At 67.1% G+C, this 21,627-nt stretch carries 17 protein-coding genes; 6 read left to right on the top strand and 11 right to left on the bottom strand.

Annotation, left to right across the window (positions count from 1 at the left end; all coding sequences use genetic code 11):
• Positions 1 to 56: 56 nt before the first annotated feature.
• The 3 genes from QW845_RS10485 to QW845_RS10475 form a co-directional block, all read right to left on the bottom strand.
• Positions 57 to 2,195: a HAMP domain-containing methyl-accepting chemotaxis protein gene (locus QW845_RS10485; protein WP_315801512.1), complete on the bottom strand. Its 2,139-nt coding sequence runs from the start codon at positions 2,193 to 2,195 to the stop codon at positions 57 to 59.
• Positions 2,196 to 2,438: 243 nt separating this feature from the next.
• Entirely contained in the window at positions 2,439 to 3,173 is a 735-nt protein-coding gene (locus QW845_RS10480) for a porin family protein (RefSeq protein ID WP_315801511.1), read from the bottom strand.
• A 219-nt stretch (positions 3,174 to 3,392) separates the two neighbouring features.
• The gene (locus QW845_RS10475) at positions 3,393 to 3,704 is read right to left on the bottom strand and encodes a hypothetical protein (protein WP_315801510.1); all 312 of its coding nucleotides are present in this window, start codon (positions 3,702 to 3,704) and stop codon (positions 3,393 to 3,395) included.
• Between the two features lie 295 nt (positions 3,705 to 3,999).
• Here QW845_RS10475 and QW845_RS10470 point away from each other — a divergent pair, with 295 nt between their 5' ends.
• Entirely contained in the window at positions 4,000 to 5,988 is a 1,989-nt protein-coding gene (locus tag QW845_RS10470) for a methyl-accepting chemotaxis protein (RefSeq protein WP_315801509.1), read from the top strand.
• A gap of 81 nt (positions 5,989 to 6,069) precedes the next feature.
• On the opposite strand, the gene QW845_RS10465 is transcribed toward QW845_RS10470, so the two are convergent.
• Genes QW845_RS10465 through QW845_RS10455 form a run of 3 tightly spaced genes read right to left on the bottom strand, consistent with a single transcriptional unit; the run spans position 6,070 to position 9,873 of the window.
• Positions 6,070 to 8,334, bottom strand: coding sequence for a xanthine dehydrogenase family protein molybdopterin-binding subunit (locus QW845_RS10465; RefSeq protein WP_315801508.1), 2,265 nt, complete (start codon positions 8,332 to 8,334; stop codon positions 6,070 to 6,072).
• Positions 8,324 to 9,382, bottom strand: a complete 1,059-nt coding sequence (locus QW845_RS10460; protein ID WP_315801507.1) for a xanthine dehydrogenase family protein subunit M — start codon at positions 9,380 to 9,382, stop codon at positions 8,324 to 8,326. The genes QW845_RS10465 and QW845_RS10460 overlap by 11 nt, the downstream gene beginning before the upstream one ends.
• The gene (locus QW845_RS10455; protein WP_315801506.1) at positions 9,379 to 9,873 is read right to left on the bottom strand and encodes a (2Fe-2S)-binding protein; all 495 of its coding nucleotides are present in this window, start codon (positions 9,871 to 9,873) and stop codon (positions 9,379 to 9,381) included. The genes QW845_RS10460 and QW845_RS10455 overlap by 4 nt, the downstream gene beginning before the upstream one ends.
• Before the next feature lie 196 nt (positions 9,874 to 10,069).
• Between QW845_RS10455 and QW845_RS10450 the strand changes: the two genes are divergently transcribed.
• Positions 10,070 to 10,669: a TetR/AcrR family transcriptional regulator gene (locus QW845_RS10450; RefSeq protein ID WP_315801505.1), complete on the top strand. Its 600-nt coding sequence runs from the start codon at positions 10,070 to 10,072 to the stop codon at positions 10,667 to 10,669.
• Positions 10,670 to 10,685: 16 nt separating this feature from the next.
• On the opposite strand, the gene QW845_RS10445 is transcribed toward QW845_RS10450, so the two are convergent.
• From QW845_RS10445 to QW845_RS10430, 4 genes are all read right to left on the bottom strand, one after another.
• Positions 10,686 to 11,204: a hypothetical protein gene (locus QW845_RS10445; RefSeq protein WP_315801504.1), complete on the bottom strand. Its 519-nt coding sequence runs from the start codon at positions 11,202 to 11,204 to the stop codon at positions 10,686 to 10,688.
• Positions 11,191 to 11,478 carry a hypothetical protein gene (locus QW845_RS10440; RefSeq protein ID WP_315801503.1) on the bottom strand — a complete coding sequence of 96 codons (288 nt, stop codon included), beginning with the start codon at positions 11,476 to 11,478 and terminating at the stop codon, positions 11,191 to 11,193. The genes QW845_RS10445 and QW845_RS10440 overlap by 14 nt, the downstream gene beginning before the upstream one ends.
• A 75-nt stretch (positions 11,479 to 11,553) precedes the next feature.
• Positions 11,554 to 12,255 (bottom strand): alpha/beta fold hydrolase, encoded by a 702-nt coding sequence (locus QW845_RS10435; RefSeq protein WP_315801502.1) that lies wholly within the window; start codon positions 12,253 to 12,255, stop codon positions 11,554 to 11,556.
• Positions 12,256 to 13,084: 829 nt separating this feature from the next.
• Positions 13,085 to 13,885, bottom strand: coding sequence for an IclR family transcriptional regulator C-terminal domain-containing protein (locus tag QW845_RS10430; protein ID WP_315801501.1), 801 nt, complete (start codon positions 13,883 to 13,885; stop codon positions 13,085 to 13,087).
• Between the two features lie 211 nt (positions 13,886 to 14,096).
• Here QW845_RS10430 and QW845_RS10425 point away from each other — a divergent pair, with 211 nt between their 5' ends.
• From QW845_RS10425 to QW845_RS10410, 4 genes are all read left to right on the top strand, one after another.
• Entirely contained in the window at positions 14,097 to 15,455 is a 1,359-nt protein-coding gene (locus tag QW845_RS10425; RefSeq protein WP_315801500.1) for an aromatic ring-hydroxylating dioxygenase subunit alpha, read from the top strand.
• A gap of 274 nt (positions 15,456 to 15,729) precedes the next feature.
• Entirely contained in the window at positions 15,730 to 17,169 is a 1,440-nt protein-coding gene (locus tag QW845_RS10420) for a glutamine synthetase family protein (protein ID WP_315801499.1), read from the top strand.
• A 288-nt stretch (positions 17,170 to 17,457) separates the two neighbouring features.
• Entirely contained in the window at positions 17,458 to 19,062 is a 1,605-nt protein-coding gene (locus QW845_RS10415; RefSeq protein WP_315801498.1) for a hybrid sensor histidine kinase/response regulator, read from the top strand.
• 62 nt (positions 19,063 to 19,124) lie between these two features.
• Complete coding sequence (locus QW845_RS10410; RefSeq protein ID WP_315801497.1) at positions 19,125 to 20,162, top strand: magnesium and cobalt transport protein CorA; 1,038 nt, start codon at positions 19,125 to 19,127, stop codon at positions 20,160 to 20,162.
• 94 nt (positions 20,163 to 20,256) lie between these two features.
• Here QW845_RS10410 and QW845_RS10405 read toward each other — a convergent pair whose 3' ends face one another.
• A complete protein-coding gene (locus tag QW845_RS10405; protein WP_315801759.1) occupies positions 20,257 to 21,540 on the bottom strand; it encodes a hypothetical protein in 1,284 nt (427 codons plus the stop codon).
• Between the last annotated feature and the right edge of the window lie 87 nt (positions 21,541 to 21,627).

The raw sequence follows: 21,627 nt of genomic DNA, 5'->3' as shown, positions 1-21,627 counted from the left end.
CATGGCTGGACGGCATTCCGGGACGCGGCAGGCGCAGCGTCCCGGATCCTCCCGCTTCACGCCGCCCTGATGTTGGTCAGGAACGCGTCGACCTCGGCGCGCAGCGTCTCCGCCTCGCGACGCAGCGCCTCCGAGGCGCTGAGCACCTCGTTGGCGGAGGTGCCGGCCTGGGCCGAGGCGCTGGAGACGCCGGTGATGTTGTTGGAGACCTCGGTGGTGCCGGAGGCCGCCTGCTGGATGTTGCGGGCGATCTCGTGCGTCGCGGTGCCCTGCTGCTCCACGGCGGCGGCGATCGCGGTGGTGACGTTGTCGATCTCGGCGATCGTCCCGCCGATGTTGCGGATTGCCGACACGGCCGAGGACGCAACCTGCTGCATGCTCGCGATCTGCGAACGGATCTCGTCGGTGGCCTTGGCAGTCTGGCTGGCAAGGCTCTTCACCTCCTGCGCGACCACCGCGAAGCCGCGGCCGGCCTCGCCGGCGCGCGCCGCCTCGATGGTGGCGTTGAGCGCGAGCAGGTTGGTCTGCGAGGCGATCGCCTGGATCAGGTCGACGACGACGCTGACGCGGCTCGCATTGTCGGCGAGTCCCTGCATCGTCGAGTCGGTGGCGCCGGCTTCCTCGACCGCCTTCTTGGCAATCTGGGCCGAGGTCACGACCTGGCGGCTGATCTCCGCGATCGACGACGACAACTGCTCGGTGCCGGCCGACACGGTCTGGACGTTGACCGAGGTCTCCTCGGCAGCCGCCGCGACCGCGTTGACCAGCGAGTTGGACTGGTCGGCGGTCTGCGACATGCTCTGTGCGGTCGCCTGCATGGCGGTGGCGGAGTTCTGCAGCGTGCCGAGGGCGCTGCGCACCGTCGCCTCGAACGTGGCGATCTGGGCCTCCATGCGCGCGGCGCGCTCGGCCTTGGCGGCATTCTCGCGGTCCTGCTCTGCGGCCAGGGTGCGGGCACGGACCATGTTGTCGCGGAACACCTGCAGGGTGTCGACCATCGCGCCGATCTCGTCGCGCTGCTTCGAGGCCGCGATCTCGGTGTCGAGGTCGCCGCCCGACAGCGTCTGCATCGCCTGCTGCAGCCGCTTGATCCGGCGCAGGATGTTGCCGCCGACATAGAGCCAGACGAACAGCACCGAGCCGAGCAGCGTGGCTGCGCCGGCGCCGACCATGCCGAGCGTCGCCAGCTCGATGTCGCGGCCCGCCGTGGTGGTGGCACCTTCGGTTGACTTGCGAACGCCTTCGACGAGCTGCTGCACGCTGATGTCGAGGCCGACATTGAGCTTGCGCGTCTCCTCCAGCACGGTCTGGCCGTAATCGTTGGCGTCGAGCTCCTTCTCGCGGGTCTTGAACACGCGGGTCTTGCCCTCGCCGAGCGCGGCGAGCTTCAGCGCGGCGTCGTGGATCGCCTTGGTGCTGCGGCCGGTCGGCAGCAATTCGAGATTGGATTTGAGCTGCGCCAGCGCTTCCTTGAACTGCCGCTCGATCGTCTCCAGCGTGTCGCTGTCGTTCGCCGATAGCGCGGCAGCCATCTGCGCCACCAGCAGGTTGCCGGACGCGATCACGTTGCCGAGCTGCTCGACGAAGCGGGCGGCGGCCGTCGCGTCGTCCGCCGACACCTCGGCCGCGCCGAGCACGGCGTTGAGCTGCGTCTGCGCATCCAGCATCGGCTCGTTGGCGGCGGCGGTGAAGTCCGCCTGCGCCTTGCGCAATGCGTCATACTGCTTGTCGTGCAGGGCTGCGACGTCGAGCCGCTCGCGTGCGGCGGACACCAGGCTCTGGTTGGCCTCGTTGATGTTCTTGATGGTCTCGGCGAGCGGCGCCACGACGCTTTTCGCGGCGCCGAGCGCGCTTATCTCGCTCAGGCGCTCCTGCGTGGCCTTCTGGATCTCCTGCATCTTCTTCAGGCGGTCGTTGAGCGCGTCCTCGCTCTGGGACTGCAGCAGCGCCGGGCCGAGGCTGGCAAGGCTGGAGCTCTGCGCCAGCAGTTGCAGGCTCGAGGTCAGGCGCGGAATGTCGCGGCCCGAGAGCTCGACCATAGCGCCGCCGACGTGGCGCAGCATCAGTCCCGCAGCGACGCTGATCGCGATCGCCATGCCGGCGATCACCGCGAAGGCTGCGAACAGGCTGCCGCGGACGCCCCATTTGGGTCGCAGCGCCCCGAGCATCCTGCTGAAGCTGAACCGAATCGCCATCTCTGGTGTCCCCCAATATGCACTATTTGTAGCTGTTGCTTGCAGGCAGTATCGGGGCCGGCGGTTAACAAATCAGGGAAACTACTCAGGGCGTGCCGAATTTTCGCGGATTTTCGCATTTCACCGCGCGGCATTTAACGGGATGGAAGGGATTGTTCGGCCGCGCTTTCGATAACCTATGACAGAAAAGGCCGGCATCGCTGCCGGCCTTCCCGTCGTTTGTTGTTATTTGACGCCTGCGGATCAGTAGCGGGCCGCGAGCGGAGCGCCCCAGTTGAAGCGGTAGTTCACGCCAGCCTTGAAGGTGTGGTCGTCGGTGGTGAAGCTGCCGGTCGGGACCAGCGCGGCGGGCGCCGTGAAGGTGGCGCTGCCGAAATTGTAGTACTGATACTCGGCCTTGGCCGACCAGTTGGGCGCGAACATGTATTCGAGGCCGGCGCCGACGGTCCAGCCGTTGCGGTGGTCGCCGCTGGTCGCGAAGCCGACCGGCGTTCCGGCGAACGTCACCTTCTCGTTGTTGTCGGAATAGGCATAGCCGCCCTTCACGTAGAGCAGGCCCGGACCCCAGGTGTAGCCGAAGCGGCCGGTGATCGAGCCGAGGCCGCGCTGGCTGTTGGTGTAGGCGTAGCCGCCCGGGAATGCTGCTCCGACGCTGCCGCTCAGCCAGCTGTACTGGCCTTCCGCGCCGATCACCCAGGTCGGGGCGAACTGCCAGTCGGCGCCGACCTGCACGCCGCCCAGGAAGCGGCCGTTGGAGTTGTTGCCAGTGGCGAGGCCGGAGAAATTGTTGTCGCTGGAGAACGCGCCGCCGAGATGGGCGCCGAGATAGAAGCCGGTCCAGTTGTAGATCGGAGCGGCGTAGGCCGGCGGCGCCTTGGTGGCGTAGGGGTAGGTCCGGGCGCCGAGATCGGCGGCGAAAGCGGACTGGGCCGAAGCCAGCGCGGCGACTGCAACGGTTGCGAACAGGATCTTCTTCATGGCGGGTCTCCGATACTCAACTAACAAGGCTCGCGCGTCGCGCGCCGTCGATGGATCGGAGATAGATCGCTTTTGAGTAAAATGCTGTCACTCGCGCAGCACACCGGCTTCCAACCCGACTTTCTCCGGGCAAAGGTTCTGGCGTAGTTAGCAATGCACTAACGAAGGCTGAACCGGGAGTTAACGCCGCGCCTTGCTGTGCCGTCGCGGCACAACCGGTTAAGGCGCGTTAAGGGCTCGATGCAGATCCGCGACTGCGTCGCGCAGCTGCTCGCGATGAACGATGTCGTCCTTGGGCATCGAAGCGATGCCGGCGGCGAGCTCGCGAAGAATCCCGGCGAGCAGTCCAAAGTGCAGATGCATGCGGATCGATTTTCGGACGTCCTCGGGGCCGGGCCGCTCCAGGGTCAATGCCAGGCCGGATGATTCGAGATGGGCTTCGAACCGCGAGGAATGCTCGAACGTGCCGGCATAGAACTTGTCGGGATATTCGAGCGCGATCTCGGCCTTGTCCGGGATGGGTTTCGACATGGTGGCTCCTGGTGGCTCCTGCAGCAACGACGCTTGAATGTTCGCAGATCCACCTCCCGCCGCCTTGCGCCAGGTCAGAGTGGGAGGAGCGCCTGCATCCCCGGCCGAACGGGCTGCACCGCATTTCTACGGGGGCGGAAATTTACCTTCCCTGAGAAAAGGTTGTGCACGCTGATCAAATTAACGACTCGATGCCGGTCGTTCCGGACCGACCATCTCCATGCAAGCGAACGGAGAGGGCTCCGGCGGGACGACGGCGGGTGCAGTCCACGCTCCAGCGAAATGTGCCGCCGCCATGAAGATGCGTCTCTCCATTTCCACGTTCATTGCGGCTTTCGGCCTCGTGCTCGCACTCGGCTTCGGTGCGGTCGTGCTGACCAGCGCCTTTGCGCTGCGCGAGCTCAAGGTCGGCGGGCCGCTCTACGACAAGATCAAGCTCGGCAATGATCTGGTGGCCGACATCCTGCCGCCGCCTGAATATGTGCTCGAGGCCTATCTCGAGGCGACCCTCGCACTCCGGACGCCGAAAGATCTCGACACGCATGTCACGAAGCTGGCGCAACTGAAGAAGGACTATGAGGATCGCAAGACGTTCTGGACCGGCTCGGCGCTGCAGCCTGATCTGAAATCGCTGCTGGTTGAACGATCGGACGGCGAGGTCCGGAAATTCTGGCAGGCCCTGGAAGCCGAGTTGATCCCGGCGCTGCGCTCCGGCGACATGGCGAAGGCCGATGCCGCCTATGCCCGGCTGGCCGACGCCTACGCCGCCCACCGCGCGGTGATCGACACGCTGGTCGACAAGGCGAACAAGTTCAATTCGGACATGGAGGCGACGGCGGCGACCCAGGACCGCAGCATCTCCATCATCGTGTGGAGCGTATCAGGCATCGTTCTGGCCCTGGTCGTCGCCGGCATGTCGGGTCTGGTGCTCGGCGTCGTCCGTCCTCTGTCGCGCATGACCGGCCTGATGCGGCGGATCGCCGAGGGCGATCTGTCGGCCGATATCTCCTATTCCGAACGCGGCGACGAGATCGGCGCGATGGCGGGCGCGCTGAGCATCTTCAAGACCAACGCGCTCGAGAACGCGAGCCTGCGCGACAGGCAGGAGCGCGATCGCTCGGCCGCCGAGGAGCACAAGAAGCGCGCCATGCTCGACATGGCCGACGTGATCGAGCGCGAGACCGAGACGTCCGTCGAAGCCGCGGCCGGCGCATCGCGCCAGGTCGAGGCCGTGGCCGCAGGCCTCTCGAAACTGGCCGAGGAGCTGTCGACCGATGCGCAATCGGTGGCCGCCGCCTCGGAGCAGTCGCTCTCCAATGCCCAGACGGTCTCGTCGGCAGCCGAGCAACTGAGCTCGGCGATCCGCGAGATCTCGAGCCAGGTGGCGCGCGCCAGCACGATCACCAAATCGGCGGTGACCGGGCGTGAGAAGGCCAAGAACACGATGCTCTCCTTGTCGACGGCCGTGGACAAGATCGCCGAGGTCTCCAACCTGATCGGCGGCATTGCCGAGCAGACCAACCTCTTGGCGCTCAATGCCACCATCGAGGCCGCGCGCGCCGGCGATGCCGGCCGCGGCTTTGCCGTGGTTGCGGCCGAGGTCAAGTCGCTGTCGGATCAGACCGCCAAATCGACCGAGGAGATCTCGCGCCTGATCGGCGAGGTACAAACCACCACGCAGGCCACCGTCGACGTCGTCGAAGGCATCGGCAGCCAGATTTCCGAGATCGACGAGGTCGCGGCCTCGATCGCTGCGGCGATGGAGGAGCAACACGCGGCGACCCAGGAGATCAGCCGCTCGGTCCAGTCATCGGCCAGCGCGGCGCGCGACGTGTCGTCCAAGATCGGCAATGTCGGCAGGGATGCCGGCATGGTCAACGATCGGGCCGCCGAGGTGCGCAGCGCCATCGGCTCGGTGGCGACGGGCCTGACCTCGCTCCGCGCCACGCTGGTGAAGGCTGTGAGGACCGCGACCGCCGAAGCCGACCGCCGGCAGTCGCCGCGGATGAAGTCGACCCTGCCGATCAAGGTCGTCGACGATCGCAAGGGCGTGGTGAAAGCCGATCTGGTGGATATTTCCGAGGGCGGCGCCTGGTTCCGGTTCGACCCCGAGCCGGGCATCGGCGATCGCGGCGTCATGGAGTTCAGCGGCTTCGATGGCCGCGTGCCCTATCGGGTCCGCGCCCGCGACAAGGACGCGCTGCATGTCGAGTTCGACGCCGGCCAGAACCGCGAGGCGTTCCTGGCGTGGTTCAGGCGGACCTTTGCGCGGCAAGCGGCGTAAACGGAGCGAGGTCGCTGGCCTCCGCTCTCGGTCAGGAGAACGGAGGCATTGCTTCGAACGGGTTTCGTTGCCGCGCTCACGTCATTGACGCGAGACCAGATCGCTGATCCGCACCGGAAACCGCCTGATGCGGATGCCGGTCGCATGCGCCACCGCATTGGCGACCGCGCCGGCCGAGCCGGTGATGCCGATCTCGCCGACGCCCTTGATGCCGAGCGGATTGACGAACGGATCGTGCTCCTCGACCGTGAACGCCTCGATCGCCGGCACGTCGGCGCTCACCGGCACGTGATACTCGCCGAGATTGGCGTTCATGATGCGGCCGGTGCGGCGGTCGGTGACCGCCTCCTCGTGCAGCGCCAGCGAGATGCCCCAGATCATGCCGCCGACGAGCTGGCTCTTCACCAGCTTCGGGTTGATGATCCGCCCTGCCGCGAATGCGCCGACCATGCGAGTCACCCGGACCTGGCCGAGATCGGGATCGACCTTCACCTCCGCGAAGACCGCGCCATGTGAATGCATCGCGTATTGCTCGTTGGCGGCAGGGTCGGGCATGCCGCTGCCGGAGCCCTCGACCTCGTCGAGGCCGGCGCGTGCGAGGATGTCGGCATAGCTCTCGCCGCGGCCCTCGTCGTCGCGCCGGAGCAGCCGGCCGTTGCGCGCGATCACGCCGGCATTGCCGGCGCCGAACAGCGGCGAATGCTGATCGGAGGTCGCGAGCTCCGCGAGCCTGGCGATGACGGCGGCGCCGGCATTGTGGATCGCCGTGCCGACGGTCGCGGTATGTGCCGAGCCGCCGGCGATGCCGGCATCCGGCAGGTCGGAGGTGCCGGCCTTGAACGTCACCTGATCGAGCTCGAGCGCGAGAGAATCCGCCGCGACCTGCGCGAACGCGGTCCAGGCGCCCTGGCCCATGTCGTGCGCGCCGCTCTCGACCACGCCGGTGCCGTCGCGCCGGATCACCGCGCGGGCCTGGCCTGCAAACATCAGCGCATGGAACGTCGCGGTGCCCATGCCCCAGCCGACCAGGAAGCCGTCTCTGTCGCGCATCATCCGCGGCTTCAGCGGCCGATCCCACCAGCCGAACTTCTCCGCGCCTTGCGTGTAGCACTCGCGCAGCGCTTTCGACGAGAACGGCTTGCCGGTGGCCGGCTCGACCTCGGCGTAGTTCTTGACGCGAAATGCCAGCGGATCGAGGCCGCAGGCTTCGGCCATCTCGTCGACCGCGCTCTCCAGCGCGATCGATCCCGGCGCGATGCCGGGCGCTCGCACGAACAGCGGCGTGCCGGTGTCCATGCGTACCGCGTCGTAGGTGGTCGCGATCGCCGGCGCGGCGTAGAGCGTGTGCGTCACATGCGCCGCGGCTTCATAGAAGTCCTCGAAGCTCGAGGTTGCGATCCTCGCGTGGTGACGGATCGCCGACAATTGTCCGGTGTTGCTGGCGCCGAGCTGCAGCGTCTGCCGGGTCGGCGAGCGATGGCCGAACGGGCCGTAGAGCTGCTCGCGGCGCGCCACCAGCTTCACCGGCCGGCCGACCATCTTCGCGGCGAGGATGCCGAGCACCTGCGGGCCGGCCATCAGGCCCTTGCCGCCGAAGCCGCCGCCGAGATAGGGGCTGCGGATCAGGATGTTGTCCGGCGCGATGCCGAACAGCTCGGCCAGGCGGCCGCGCATCATCACCAGGCCCTGGGTCGGTGTGTCGATGATGAGCCTGTCGCCCTGCCACTCGGCGACGATCGCGTGCGGCTCCATCGCGTTGTGGTAATGCGGCGGGGTCTCGTAGATCGCGGTGATCTGCTTGTCACTGCCGGCCAGCGCGGCCTCGATATCGCCGTGATGGCTCTCGGCGGGAAAACCCATGCCGACGACAGGCGGAACATAGGCGTCAGCGGCATCGAGACCGATGCGGGCCGGCTCGGCCTCGTAGCGCGGCGACAGCAGCGCGGCGCCCTCGGTCGCGGCTTCCAGGCTTTCGGCAATGACCAGCGCGATCGGCTGGTTGGCGTAGCGCACACGGTCGTTCTGCAGCGCCTCGAAGCGGAATGCGAACGGGTTCGGCTTGCCGTCGGGATCGGCGTGCAGCGGCGGCCGGTTGGCGGAGGTCATCACCTCGACGACGCCGGGATGCGCCTTGGCGGCGTCGACGTCGAGCGCGACGACGCGGCCGCGCGCGATGCTGGAGACGGCGAGCACGGCATAGAGCAGGCCGGGCGGATTGTTGTCGGCGGCATAGCGCGCCGTGCCGGTGACCTTGGCACGGCCATCGACGCGCGACAGCGGCTGGCCGACGTTGGAGCCGTGTCTGACATGGGCGGGATCGCGGGAGAGATTGAGCTCAGGCGTCATGAAGTGCTCCTGGAACGGCGGAGAAGGGAGAGGCCGGCAGCGCCGGCACGCGCGACGGCGTGCCCTCGGCTGCGGCGGCCAGCGCGCGCATGATCAGGCTGCGCGCGAGCGGGATCTTGTGGGCGTTGTCACCGGATGGCTTTGCATCGCGCAGCGCGATCTCGGCAGCGTGCTGGAATGTGTGCGGCGTGGCCGGCTGGCCCGTGAGCAGCGCTTCGGCCGGGTGGGCGCGCCACGGCTTGGCGGCGACGCCGCCGAGCGCCAGACGTGCGTGCGTGATGGTGCCGTTCTCGATCACGAGACCGGCCGCGGCGGAGACGACGGCGAAGGCGTAGGAATTGCGCTCGCGCACCTTCAGATAGCGTGCATGCCTGGCGAACGCGCGCGCGGCCGCGGGCAGCCGGACCGCGACAATCATCTCGCCCGGCGCGAGCACGCTCTCGCGCTCCGGCGTGGTGCCGGGGAGCAGATGCAGCGCCTCCAGCGCGACCTCGCGCCGGCCGGAGCCGCCTTCGATCTCGACGATCGCATCGAGCGCGGCGAGCGGCACGCAGAAGTCCGAGGGGTTGGTGGCGATGCAGGCCTCGCTCCAGCCGAGCACGGCGTGCTGATGGGTGTCGCCGCCGCGCGCGTCGCAGCCTGCGCCCGGCGTGCGCTTGTTGCAGGCGGACGCCGTGTCGTAGAAATACGCGCAGCGTGTCCGCTGCAGCAGATTGCCGCCAACGCTGGCCGCGTTGCGCAGCTGCGCCGACGCGCCCGACAGCAGCGCTTCGGCGACCGCCGGGAAGTCGCGCGCGAACGCCGCGTCATGCGCGAGGTCCGCATTGCGCACCAGCGCGCCGATCCGGACGTCGCCATTGCCGAGCGTTTCGAGGCGCGCGAGCTCCTTGATCTGGGAGATGTCGACCAGCCGCGCCGGCCTGATGACATTGCCCTTCATCAGGTCGAGCAGGTTGGTGCCCGAAGCGAGATAGGCGGCGCCGGGCGCGCTGGCCGCTACGATCGCCTCCGCGACCGTCGACGGCTTCACGTAGTCGAACCGGTTCATGCCGCGCGCTCCTTGTCCTCGGTGAGCGTCGCCTGGGCGTCGAGCACGGCCTCGACGATGCCGACATAGGCGCTGCAGCGGCACAGATTGCCGCTCATGCCTTCGCGCACGCGCTCCGGATCATTGCCGGCCTGGCCTTCGTTGATGAGGCCGACCGCGCTCATGATCTGGCCGGGCGTGCAGAAGCCGCATTGCAAGGCATCGTGGGCGATGAAGGCTTCCTGGACCGGGTGCAGCTGGTCGCCTTGAGCGAGTCCTTCGATGGTGGTGATCGCGGCGCCGTCGAGGCTGACGGCCAGCGTCAGGCAGGCGTTGATGCGGCGGCCGTCGACCAGGACGGTGCAGGCGCCGCACTGGCCGCGGTCGCAGCCCTTCTTGGTGCCGGTGAGGTGGAGGCGCTCGCGGAGGAGGTCGAGCAGGGTGACCCTGGGGTCGTCGAGCGCAAGCGTTCGCGGCTCACCGTTGACGGTGAGTCTGACAGTCCAATTCATGCGTTGTTCCGATCGAAGCGATGGCCTAATCGGATCGCAGCGGGCACCGCCTTACGGGCGGTGGTCCGTCCAGATCCAGCGACCGCGGGACGACAGCTCAGCAAGGTTGGCTATCCCGGGTGGCAGGTCTATTTATACGGAGGGTTCCTCCGTTTAGCAAGGGGACATGAACGGTCCGTCATCAAGAGCTGGTGAGATGGAGACGAAACCACAAGAGCGCCATCGCAAGCCGCGCGCCGATGCCCAGCGCAATCGCGAACGCGTGCTGGAGGCGGCCAAGGCGGTGTTCAGCGTCGGCGGCGCCGAGGCGAGCCTGGAGGCGGTGGCGCGCCAGGCCGGCGTCGGCATCGGCACGCTGTATCGTCATTTCCCCACCCGCGAGGACCTGTTCGAGGCCGTGTACCGGCGCGAGGTCGAGCAGCTCGCGGAGCTGGCCGAGGAGCTCAAGACCGAGCCGTCGGCGGTCGAGGCGCTCCGGCGCTGGCTGCGCTCGACGGTGCAGTTCGTCGCCACCAAGAAGGGCATGATGGCCGCTCTCGCGATCGTCATGACCGCGAACTCCGAGCTCGCCGCCTATTCGCACGGCCACCTCACCCGCTCGATCGGCGCGCTGCTGGCGCGTGCCGTCGCGGCCGGCGAGATCCGCGGCGACATCAGCGCCGACGACGTGCTGCGCGCGCTGATCGGCATGTGCTACATGCACGACCAGACCGGCTGGCAGCAGAGCGTGCTGCGGCTGCTCGACGTGTTCGTGGATGGGTTGAAGGTGGGGAAGGGAAGAGTCGGCGAAGCGTAGTTGACGATGTCCGCGCTCAGCGGGGCGGAAATAACAACGACGTCAACGATGTCAGGAACGCGTCCTGGTTTTGGACGCGGGCGGCCTCGAAGCTCGTCAGTGCAGCTCTCGCCATTCTGATGGCGAGCTGCGCATCCAGGGTTTTGACCCGGATCATCGGATTATAGTCGGCTTCATGTCGCTTCTCCTGTAGCTCCAGGACAGCAGATGCGAACGCGTGAAGGTTTGCTCCAAAGCCTCCGGAAGGTGCAAACGGCAGGTATTTTGCGGAAAGCTTCGACTTTTTGACCTCCTCGCATAGCAATCGGAGGTCTCGATGATCCACGGCTCTATAGACGAGGGCGTATAAGGGTGTCCCTTGTTTCGTCTTGCCAACGAATTGATCTGCAGCGGCAATGAGCGTTGCATGAAACAATCCATAATAGGCAGCGGAAATTGCGCGACGGATGTTCACCTGTCGCGGTGGCCCCGCTGCAGGCGGAGCGATCAACGGCTCAGCCTGCTGAAACAGATGCTCCGGATTAAGTATCGCCAACGGGCTCGTTCTCCGCCTCGTATTCGATCAGCGGAAAACGGTCCTCGCCTGCAGCCCGGAGCTGCTCTTGGATCTGGACCAGCGTATCCAGCACTGCTTCTCCCTCGATGCTGGTCCCTTGGATGGGGCTCAATACGATGGTGATCCGCAGGGCATCACGGCCTTCGGAGTCCGCATAGGGCGCTGTGGTGACGTCTGTAACCGCGGCGGAGCTGCTCAGATTCGCAGTGGCGACCTCGCGGGCGATCTTGGCGATTTTGGCGTTGTCCAGCATGGACGCAATATACGCTGCATTCCGGAGAGTTGCCATCGGCTACCGTCCGGAGTTTCATACGGCTCGACGGCCATCTCACCCCCGCAACCACTCCATCAGCGCCTGCGCCGTCTCCTCCGGCTGCTCGGGTTGCGGCAGGTGGCCGCAATTCTCCAGCACCACCAGCCAGCTGCCGTCGATGCCGTCGGCCATCTCCTTCGACAGGCTGTTCGGGATGGTGTTGTCGGTGTCGCCGGTCAGCACCAGGGTCGGACAGCGGATCGCGGTCAAGGTCGGCCGCGAATCCGGGCGCGACATGATCGCCGTCAGCTGCCGGATGAAGCCGATGACGCCGACCTCCTCGGCCATGTCGTGCACGAGCTGGCGCAGTCGCGGATCATCCTGGCGCGACGGATGGACGAAGCCGGAGAACAGCTCGTCGACCACGCCGTGGTAGTCGCCCTCCTTGGCGCGGGTGATCATGGTGCGGCGGCGGGCGCTCGCCTCCGGCGTGTCGGGCCGCGCCTGGGTGTTGATCAGCGCCAGCCGACCCACGCGCTCCGGCGCCTGGCGCATGATCTCGAGCGCGATGTAGCCGCCCATCGAATGTCCCGCGAGCGCGAAGCGCGGCGGCGCCTCGGAGAGGATGCGGCGCGCGATCGCGGCCATGCTGTCGTCGCGGACGTGGTTCGCCACCATCACCGGCCCGAGCCGCCACAGCGCCGGGATCACCGGCGCATAGATGCGGGGCGACGAGATCAGGCCAGGCACCAGCACGAGCGGCAGCGCATCAGTCATGGGTCTTCCCCCCGGAAACGGCGTTCACCTGCATGTCCGGGTGTCGTCCGCCCGGCATGCCATTTACGCGCGAGAGGCGGCCGATGTCCAACGATGTGCTGCGGCTCGCGCCCGGCGTCCCAGGGCGACGACCTCGTTCCCAGCCTTGTCCTGGCTCATCCTGCGCCTCTTCGCGACAGTGGATGGCCAGCCGGATGATCGCTGTGATCGGGTCGCACGCGATGCTGCTTGGGCCGCGGCGCCTCTGGCTTTCGTGATTACGGCGTCATTCGCGGCAATCTGGTGGCGTCGTCCGCAATTCGCGCGCGAGGAAGGGGTCTAACTACTTCCGCTCCGGATCATGCCACCATCGCATGCAGCGCGATGATACCTGGATGGACCGTCAATCGTGGCAAACGAGGTCGGGCGTCACGATAATATCACGTAATGGGCGTGCGGCCCGGCGTCGCAAGGCCTGCGACCACAACGATTAGTTCGAGCGGCTGGTAACTTCACGTGGCTGTTGACGCCCGGCGCTCTCGTTCCGTCGCGGCGATGAATTGATAGCACCGGGCTGTCGGCGATGACATCGGAGCGATCGTCGCACCCGGAGGAAACATATCCGCGCGAAGTCTAGCTCTTGCCGGAGCAGCGCGGGCCGACGCTGTTGATGGAACGAGAGACGACTGCTCGCTCGGCAGCAGCGAGGACGCGTCCGGCGACGTCGCTGCCGGATGAAACAGTGGCACTCGCGGCAGCGAGGTCGATGCGAAGCTTAAGGTGCTGTGGCCCAATGCGCGAGCACGAGCCGGCACGGCTGCAGCCGAGCCCGGTGCCTCTTGTCGAAGGATCAGACGAGCAGTGGCTGCGCCGTGGCGGCGAGCTTCTTCAGCAGCGGCAGGAAGCGCTCCTTCATCTCGTCGACGCCGATGCGATCGACGTGGCCGCCGATGTTGGCGGCGGCGATGATGCCGCCGTCATAGCGGCGGATCGGCACGGAAATCGAGCGGAAACCCTCCTCCGCCTCGCCGTCGACGAGCGAATAGCCGTCGTCCCGAACGGCCGTGACCGACGCGATCAACGCGTCCTTGTCGGTGATCGTCTGCGGCGTCATCTCGGTCAGCGTCATGCGCTCGACGGCCTGGCGCAACTGATCGTCCGGCATCCGGCTCAGCAACACGCGGCCGACCGACGTGCAGAACGCCGGCAGCCGATAGCCGATCTCCAGGCCGGTGGAGAACATGCGCGCCGGCGTCGCGCGCGCGATGAACACGACCTGGTCGCCGTCGAGGACGGCGAGAGAGCAGACCTCGCGGGCCTCGCCGGCCGTGCTGTCCATCAACGGCTGCATCACGCTGTTGACCTGGTTGGAGGCGAGATAGCTGGAGGCCAGCAGCAGCACGCGCGGCGTCAGCGAGAACAGCCGGTCGTCGCCATGGACGAAGCCGGAGGCTTTCAGGGTCAGCAGAATCCGTCGCACCGTGGCGCGGGCGAGGCCGGTGAGTTCCGCCGCCTTGCTCAGCGTCATCGGCCGGCCCTCGCGGCTGAAGGCTTGTATCACCCGCAGGCCGCGATCGAGCGCTTCCACGAACTCGGGACCGTCGCCCCGAGCCTGCTTCTTCTCCTCATCAGTGCGCTTCAGTTTCGGCATCGGCCTGACATGATCCGCTGTTGTTGTTTTCGGCCGCAGTGAAGCTGCAGTCCGTTGGCCCCTCGGCTTCGGTTGTAGCTTTTTCACTTGCGCTTCTCCCCACTTAAAGCGAATCTAATCTGGGCGAACATGTGTTCGTCTAACGAACATTATTAGATGATCGCGTGACGCTCAACGCCCGACTTGCGACGGAACAGGAGAGACGGCCATCATGATGAGCCAGGAGCAGAACGACCTGATCACGCGCGTCGGACCCGGCGCGCCCGCCGGTAAACTAATGAGGATGTACTGGCAGCCGGCCGCACTGGTCGATGAGCTCGCAGGCGAGCGCCCGGTGCGCGCGGTGAAGCTGCTCGGTCAGGACTTCGTGCTCTTCAAGGATGCGCAAGGCCGCTACGGACTACTTGATCGCGATTGTCCGCATCGCGGCGCAGATCTCGCCTTCGGACGGCTGGAGAACGGCGGCTTGCGTTGCGCCTTCCATGGCTGGCTGTTCGACGCTGACGGCAATTGTCGGGAGACGCCGGCCGAACCGGCCGGCTCGCCGCTGTGCAAGAACGTCAAGCAGCGCGCCTATCGCGTGATCGAGAAGGGAGGCATCCTCTGGGCCTGGCTCGGCGATGGTGCAGCCCCGGCGTTTCCCGATCTCGACTGCTTCACCGCGCCCGATACCTACACCTTCGCCTTCAAGGGCCTGATCGAGTGCAATTGGCTGCAAGCGCTGGAGGTCGGCATCGACCCCGCGCATGCCTCGTTCCTGCACCGCTTCTTCGAGGACGAGGATACGTCGACCGCCTATGGCAAGCAGTTCCGCGGCGCCTCCGCCGACAGCGAGCTGCCGATGACCAAGGTGCTGCGCGAGTACGATCGTCCGATCATCAATGTCGAGCGTACCGAATACGGCCTGCGCATCATCGCACTGCGTGAGATCGATGCCGAACGCACCCATGTCCGCGTCACCAATCAGCTGTTCCCGCATGCCTTCGTGATTCCGATGAGCACGGAGATGACGATCACGCAGTGGCACGTGCCGGTCGACGACGAGACCTGCTACTGGTACGCGATCTTCACCAGCTATGGCGCGCCGGTGGATCGGGCGAAGATGCGGGCGCAGCGGCTCGAGCTCTATGAGCTGCCGGACTATCGGTCGCGCAAGAACAAGAGCAACGATTACGGCTTCGATCCACGAGAGCAGGAGACCGCGACCTACACCGGCATGGGCAACGACATCAACGTGCACGACCAGTGGGCGGTGGAGTCGATGGGCCGGATCCAGGACCGCACCCGCGAGCATCTGGGCCAATCCGACAAGGCGATCATCCAATATCGCCGCATGCTGCGCGAGCAGATCGAGAAGGTCGCGAACGGCGAGCCGCCGATGCTGTTCCTTGATGCCGCCGGGGCCCGCAGCGTGCAGGGCCCGGCGACGATGGACGGCATCGGCCCGACCCGCGGCTGGGAGACCTACTGGATGGAAGTCGACGTCCGCCGCCGCCGAAACGCCCCCTGGGCAGCGCCGGTGCCGGCGGATATCGTGCGTCTCGCGCCGCATCTGAGCGCGGCGGAGTGATGGCAGGCGTGAGTGCGCATATGTCCTTCGGTGTAGTTGGCCAGCTCTCGCTCCGAGCGCAGTGCGCTCCCTCTCCCCGTTCTTCACCGGGAGAGGGTTGGGGTGAGGGGCAGCCGCACGGGAAGTGCGAGTGGTTGGACCTGTCCCCCCTCACCCGGATTGCATCTGACGATGCAATCCGACCTCTCCCCGCAAGCGGGGAGAGGTTAGGGCTCGCGCGCCGCAAGACTGCGCCCATGATCTCGCAGTTTGACAATGCATCATGGAGCCATCGTTGAGTTTCGTCGCCAAGCATCAGTTGTGGACCGCCGAGCAGGCCGAGGCCGCAGTGCGCATGCGCCGCCTCGCCGAGGAGCACGGCCTCACCACCATCCGCTTCTCGTTCCCGGACCAGCACGGCATCCTGCGCGGCAAGACGCTTACTGTCGATGCTGCGTTGTCCTCGCTCGAGGACGGCTGCTCGATCACGACGACCCTGCTCGCCAAGGACACCTCGCATCGCACCGTGTTTCCGGTGTTCACCGCCGGCGGTGGCTTCGGCATGGCCGAGATGCAGGGCGGCAGCGATGCACTGATGGTCGCCGATCCCACCACGTTCCGCGTCCTGCCCTGGGCGTCCGGCACCGGCTGGGTGCTCTGTGATCTGTACTTCGCCAACGGTGCGCCGGTCCCGTTCGCCACGCGCAATCTCTACCGGTCGGCATTGGCGACGCTCGAACAGCGTGGCTATCAGTTCATGGCCGGCCTCGAGGTCGAGTGCCACATCTTCAAGGTCGAGGATCCCAGGCTCGCGCCCGGTGATGCCGGCTCGCCCGGTCAGCCCGGCGTGCCGCCGACGGTCAGCCTGCTGACCCAGGGCTATCAATATCTCACCGAGCAGCGCTTCGATCAGATGGAGCCGGCGCTCGAGATCATCAGGGCCAATCTCGTCGCGCTCGGCCTGCCATTGCGCTCGATCGAGCTCGAATATGGCCCGAGCCAGTGCGAATTCGTGCTGCAGCCGGCGCTCGGGCTCGCGCCTGCCGATACGATGGTGCTGTTCCGCAGCGCCGTGAAGCAGATCTGCCAGCGCCACGGCTATCACGCCACCTTCATGTGCCGGCCGCGCATCCCCAACGTGATGTCGTCTGGCTGGCATCTGCACCAGTCGCTGGTGGCGCGCGACGGCGGCAACGCCTTCATGACCGAGGATGCCGAAGGTCTGTCCGCGCTCGGCCGCCACTACATGGCGGGCCTGCTCGCGCATGCGCGCGCCTCGGCGCTGTTTTCGACGCCGACGATCAACGGCTACCGGCGCTACCGCGCCTATTCGCTGGCGCCGGACCGTGCCATCTGGGGCCGCGACAACAGAGGCGTCATGATCCGCGTGCTCGGCGGCCCCGGCGATCGCGCCACGCGCCTGGAGAACCGCATCGGCGAGCCCGCCGCCAATCCCTATCTCTACATGGCGTCGCAGATCGCAGCCGGCCTCGATGGCATCGACCGCAAGCTCGAGCCGGGACCGTCGGCCGATGTGCCCTATGAGACCAAGGCGAGCCTGCTGCCGAAATCGCTGCGCGAGGCCGTCGATGCGCTGAAGGATGACGCGTTCTTCCGCCAGGCGTTCGGTTCGACCTTCGTCGACTACTACACCTTCATCAAGAACGCCGAGCTCGAGCGCTTCCAGGCGGAGGTCTCCGACTGGGAGCAGCGCGAATATTTCGAGATGTTCTGACGGCGATGCACCGCCTCACCGGCTGCGCACCAGCCCGCCGTCGACGTGGTTGTTTTGCCCGGTGACGTAGGCCGCGGCCCCTCGGCGCGGGTATTTCCGTATCCGCCGGATTCGTTCCCGCGCCGCCGCGTCGCATTTTCGTGAGTCCTGTGTCCGTTATTCCGCGCGCAAGCAGGCCTGCGGGAACCCGATCCCATCCAGCGGCATATCGAAGGAGGCGTTGCACAACTCACGCCGGTGCCGGCGCGACCCTGCATGTCATGGCGATGGAAGGCGGAGCAAGGAAGCATGTTGGAACACGGGCCGCAGCGCGATCGCGCGATTGTCGACAGCGGCGATGCATCCGATCTGTCGTCTGAGCGCCACGACATCTTCTTCGCGGCCGTCGAGACCACGCGGATGCCGATGATCGTCACCGATCCGCGCCAGCCTGACAATCCGATCCTGTTCGCCAACCGGGCGTTCCTGGAGATGACCGGCTACGCGCTGTCCGAGATCGTCGGAGCCAATTGCCGTTTCCTGCAGGGGCCGGACACCGACCGCGACACCATCGCGGCGATCCGCACCGCGATCGCCAACCGCCAGGACATTGCGGTGGAGATCCTCAATTATCGCAAGAACGGCGCTGCGTTCTGGAATGCGCTGTTCGTCAGCCCGGTCTACAACCGCGACGGCGAGCTGGTCTATTATTTCGGCTCGCAGCTCGACGTGTCGCGCCGGCGCGACGCCGAGAGCGCGCTGGTGCAGTCGCAGAAGATGGAGGCGATCGGCCAGCTCACCGGCGGCATCGCGCACGACTTCAACAACATCCTGCAGGTGATCATCGGCTACACCGAGACGCTGCAGGGCGCCGTCAGCGAGCTTGCCCCGCGGCACCGCCGCGCCGTCGAGAACATCCGCTCGGCCGCCAACCGCGCCGCGACCCTCACCCAGCAGCTGCTGTCGTTCGCGCGCAAGCAGCGGCTCGACAGCCGGCCGATCAACCTCAACAACATGATCGAGACCATGGTGCAGATGGCGCGCCACACGCTCGGTGACAGCGTGCGGATCGTCGTCAAGGCGCAGCCCGGCCTGTGGAACAGCCGCGTCGACCAGACCCAGGCGGAGGTCGCGCTGCTCAATCTGTTCGTCAACGCACGCGATGCGATGCCGCATGGCGGCACGTTGACCATCCGCACCGAGAACAAGGAGATCGCGGAAGAGGACATCGTGCAGTTCGGCGTGCCCAAGGGCGGGCGTTATGTCGCGCTCAAGGTGTCGGACGACGGCGTCGGCATTCCGCACCATATTCTCGCGCGGGTCGCCGAGCCGTTCTTCACCACCAAGGAGGAGGGCAAGGGCACCGGGCTCGGCCTCGCCATGGTCTACGGCTTCACCCGCCAGTCCGGCGGCAGCACCTATATCTACAGCGAGGTCGGGCAGGGCACGACTGTGCAGCTGCTGTTTCCGGCGACCGAGCAGGCGATCGCTGCGCCGTCGATCCGGCCGCAGATGGCGATGGACCGCACCGGCAGCGAACGCATCCTTATCGTCGAGGACCGCCATGAGGTCGCCGAGCTGGCGCGCTCGATCCTGGAGGATTTCGGCTATCGTACCGAGGTCGCGGCCAATGCGCATGCCGCGCTCGAGCTGTTGGATTCGGAGGTCCGCTTCGATCTGCTGTTCACCGATCTCGTGATGCCCGGCGGCATGAACGGCACCGTGCTGGCGCGCGAGGCGCGCAAGCGCCAGCCGAAATTGAAGGTGCTGCTGACGACCGGCTATTCCGATGCCGCGGTCGAGCGCGCCGACGCCAACATCGGCGAGTTCGAGATCATCAACAAGCCGTACCGCCGCACCGATCTGGTCCGCCGCGTCAGGCAATTGCTCGACGGCCCGACCGGCGTGACCTGATGCGACGCTTGACCAGGCGACTCCTCGCATCGAAAGTCGGGCTGGAGAGCGGAGATCCAACCATGCGTCACGTCACGGTGCAGACACCGGCCGATGCGCCAGTCCTTCAGCCCCGCGGTGAGCCACGGGAACTGGGCGTGGTCGCGGCCGGTGCCTATGCCAATGGCCGCCGCGTCGCCGACATTCCGATCGAGGACGCCGGCGACTGGAGCAAGCGGCCCGGCCACGTGGTGTGGATCGGGCTGCACGAGCCCGACGCGGCGCTCCTGCAGCGCGTGGCGGACCAGTTCGGCCTGCACGAGCTCGCGATCGAGGATGCGTCGAAGGCGCATCAGCAGCCCAAGGTCGAGCGCTATGGCGATGCGCTGTTCGTGGTCGCCCGCACCGCGCAGCTCGTCAAGGAGCACATCGTGTTCGGCGAGACCCACATCTTCGTCGGCCCCGGCTTCGTGGTCTCGGTGCGCCACGGCGCCTCGACCTCCTATGGCGCGGTGCGCGAGCGCTGCGAGAGCTGTCCGGGCTCGCTCGCCAAGGGCGAGGACTACATCCTCTATGCGATCCTCGACTTCATCGTCGACAACTACCGGCCGGTGACCGAGAGCATCATGGCGGAGGTCGAGACGCTGGAGGAGGTGGTGCTGCAGCGGCCGCTGGCGCGCCACGAGGTCGACCGGCTGTATCGCCTGCGGCGCGACCTGCTGCGGCTGCGCCGCGCCGTCGGCCCCGTGGTCGACGTCTGCAAGCGGCTCGAGCATGTCGACAACGTCGCGATCGATGCCGAGATGGCGCCGTTGTTTCGCGACGTGCTCGACCACGCCAAGCGCGCCGAGGAGGATGCGGATTCCCTGCGCGAGATCCTCGCCTTCGTGTTCGAGGCCAGCATGATGGCCGGCCAGGCGCAACAGACCGACATCGCGCGGCGGCTGGCGGCGTGGGCCGCCATCCTCGCCGTGCCGACGGCGGTGGCCGGCATCTACGGCATGAACTTCGAGCACATGCCGGAGCTGAAATGGCAATACGGCTACTATGCCGTACTGGGCTTCATCGCCACCGTGTGCAGCGTGCTGTATTGGCAGTTCCGCCGGCGCGGATGGCTGTGAGGGGATGGGCTGTCGGTCCTCCTCGCGAAGCGGTGCGCGTGACCTCGAAATCGTTTGCCGTTGAGGGAGCAACGCGCCTGCCATGGCGCAGCGGTCACGCCGCGGCGGATCGGCCCTGATGCGCGGACCACCACGCGGCGATCGCGTCCGTCAGCTCGTCCCAGATCGCGGTCGGCAGGTCGGGCACGGCGACGCGCACGCTGTAGCGATCCGTGGTGGCGTCGTGAAACCATTCCGTCGCAGCGAAATCGAAGCCGAAGCTGCCGGCGTGGCGGATCGGCAGCCCGGCGCGCCGGAGATCATCACTCATGGCGGTTGCGGTTTGCCGGGCGGTGGCCTCGTCGAGCGGCGCGCGACCGGCGAGCGTGAGGTAGAGGCCGTGCGCGAAGTCGAGCTCCGCGGTCAGGCCGCGCAGCGCGGTCGCGAAGTGGCGCCGCGCCCGCCGGCTGTTGCGCAGGATGGCGCCGACGCGCCGCGCGGTCAGCTCGCGATAGGCGGGCAGGCCGACGTAAGGCGGGAAATGCGCCGGCAGCGCCGCGCCGCCGAGCAGCCTGACGGCGTTGCGCGTCTCGTCCGGCAGCGTCCGAAGCACAACGCGGCCCGCGGCGCCGGCCTTGCTCCAATCGGCGAAAGCGACCGAGCCGAGCCGGCCATATTCAGCGCCGAGCGAGTCGAGCTTGGTGTGGCTGCGCACCATCACGACCGGCACGTCCCAGCGCCGCGTCCAGGCCAGCACGCGGCGAATGCGGCCGGAGCCGTTGGCAAAGCAGGTGGTGTCGAAGATCAGGAGATCGATCGCCGGGCGGTCGCAACCCAGCACGGCTTCGAAGCGCGGCGCGGTCGCGCTGGAATCGATCAGCAGCAGCCGCGGCGCGGGCGAGCGCTGCGCCAGCGCGGCGGCCAGGTCGCGGGTCAGCGTCACCGGGCGCAGATGCCGCGCATGCGCCGCGACCAGCTCCTGCGTCTCGCCATAGGAGCCCGGCAGCATCAAGAGGTCCGCCGTGCCGAGAACGGGCCGCGTCGCCAGCAGCAGTGCCGCGATCGCCGCCATGCCGGAGATGGTGTAGATGGTGTCATGGCGGCTCTCGCCCGCCGCGTAGAACGACGGCCCGCGCACGTCGAGATCGGCGCGCTGATAGTCGTAGCTGAAGGCGAACGGGCCGGCGCGATGATCGTCCGCATCCGCCCAGGCCGTCTCTGTCGCGGTCCAGTCGCTGAGCGCGTGCTCGGCCTTCAGCGCGGCCGTGAGCTGAAACTTGCGCCGGATGACCTCCATCACCGAGCGCGGCGCCGGCAGCGCATGCGGTCTCCGCAGGCAGCAATTCAGGAGCTGCAGCTCCTGATGCTTGCGGGCGAGATAGGCTTCGATCGTCTCCATCGGGCTCTTCATGGGTGATGCTGGCGGCCGGGATGCAACGCGTGGGGATCGCGATGGGTCCAACGGAGTGCGGCAACGCGGCGCGGT

It is taken from the genome of Bradyrhizobium sp. SZCCHNS3002 (assembly GCF_032377435.1).
Lineage (GTDB): Bacteria > Pseudomonadota > Alphaproteobacteria > Rhizobiales > Xanthobacteraceae > Bradyrhizobium.
Note: the sequence above shows the minus strand (reverse complement) of the source record. Positions and strands in the feature narration are given on the sequence as shown.

What these genes read in the sequence shown, in the direction of transcription:
- QW845_RS10485 (WP_315801512.1), bottom strand. Translation starts at nt 2,195, where the DNA reads ATGGCGATTCGGTTCAGCTTCAGCAGGATGCTCGGGGCGCTGCGACCC.
- QW845_RS10480 (WP_315801511.1), bottom strand. Translation starts at nt 3,173, where the DNA reads ATGAAGAAGATCCTGTTCGCAACCGTTGCAGTCGCCGCGCTGGCTTCG.
- QW845_RS10475 (WP_315801510.1), bottom strand. Translation starts at nt 3,704, where the DNA reads ATGTCGAAACCCATCCCGGACAAGGCCGAGATCGCGCTCGAATATCCC.
- QW845_RS10470 (WP_315801509.1), top strand. Translation starts at nt 4,000, where the DNA reads ATGAAGATGCGTCTCTCCATTTCCACGTTCATTGCGGCTTTCGGCCTC.
- QW845_RS10465 (WP_315801508.1), bottom strand. Translation starts at nt 8,334, where the DNA reads ATGACGCCTGAGCTCAATCTCTCCCGCGATCCCGCCCATGTCAGACAC.
- QW845_RS10460 (WP_315801507.1), bottom strand. Translation starts at nt 9,382, where the DNA reads ATGAACCGGTTCGACTACGTGAAGCCGTCGACGGTCGCGGAGGCGATC.
- QW845_RS10455 (WP_315801506.1), bottom strand. Translation starts at nt 9,873, where the DNA reads ATGAATTGGACTGTCAGACTCACCGTCAACGGTGAGCCGCGAACGCTT.
- QW845_RS10450 (WP_315801505.1), top strand. Translation starts at nt 10,070, where the DNA reads ATGGAGACGAAACCACAAGAGCGCCATCGCAAGCCGCGCGCCGATGCC.
- QW845_RS10440 (WP_315801503.1), bottom strand. Translation starts at nt 11,478, where the DNA reads ATGCTGGACAACGCCAAAATCGCCAAGATCGCCCGCGAGGTCGCCACT.
- QW845_RS10435 (WP_315801502.1), bottom strand. Translation starts at nt 12,255, where the DNA reads ATGACTGATGCGCTGCCGCTCGTGCTGGTGCCTGGCCTGATCTCGTCG.
- QW845_RS10430 (WP_315801501.1), bottom strand. Translation starts at nt 13,885, where the DNA reads ATGCCGAAACTGAAGCGCACTGATGAGGAGAAGAAGCAGGCTCGGGGC.
- QW845_RS10425 (WP_315801500.1), top strand. Translation starts at nt 14,097, where the DNA reads ATGATGAGCCAGGAGCAGAACGACCTGATCACGCGCGTCGGACCCGGC.
- QW845_RS10415 (WP_315801498.1), top strand. Translation starts at nt 17,458, where the DNA reads ATGTTGGAACACGGGCCGCAGCGCGATCGCGCGATTGTCGACAGCGGC.
- QW845_RS10410 (WP_315801497.1), top strand. Translation starts at nt 19,125, where the DNA reads ATGCGTCACGTCACGGTGCAGACACCGGCCGATGCGCCAGTCCTTCAG.
- QW845_RS10405 (WP_315801759.1), bottom strand. Translation starts at nt 21,540, where the DNA reads ATGGAGACGATCGAAGCCTATCTCGCCCGCAAGCATCAGGAGCTGCAG.